The sequence below is a fragment of the Flavobacterium sufflavum genome (assembly GCF_004016525.1).
GTDB classification, from domain to species: Bacteria; Bacteroidota; Bacteroidia; order Flavobacteriales; family Flavobacteriaceae; genus Flavobacterium; species Flavobacterium sufflavum.
The window spans coordinates 1-229 of the sequence record NZ_SACJ01000058.1; the positions used below are offsets into that span (position 1 = coordinate 1).

The following is a 229-nucleotide window of genomic DNA, read 5'->3' on the forward strand; positions in this document are numbered from 1 at the left end:
CTTTGCTATCGGTTACACCATCACCATCCGTATCCGGATTCTTAGGATCAGTACCATCAATTTTCTCTTGTTTATTGTTTACACCGTCGTTATCACAATCGGCAGTTTCCCAAGCTGAATTTGGAGCGACTGTTTGACTAGCTAAGATAAATTTACAAGCATCTTTAGGATCAGTTCCATCTGTTTTCTCTTTGCTATCGGTTACACCATCACCATCCGTATCTGGATT

1 pseudogene is annotated in these 229 nt (G+C 40.6%); it reads right to left on the minus strand.

Annotation, left to right across the window (positions count from 1 at the left end):
* Positions 1-229: pseudogene (locus EOD40_RS18125) on the minus strand (hypothetical protein); the annotation flags it as partial.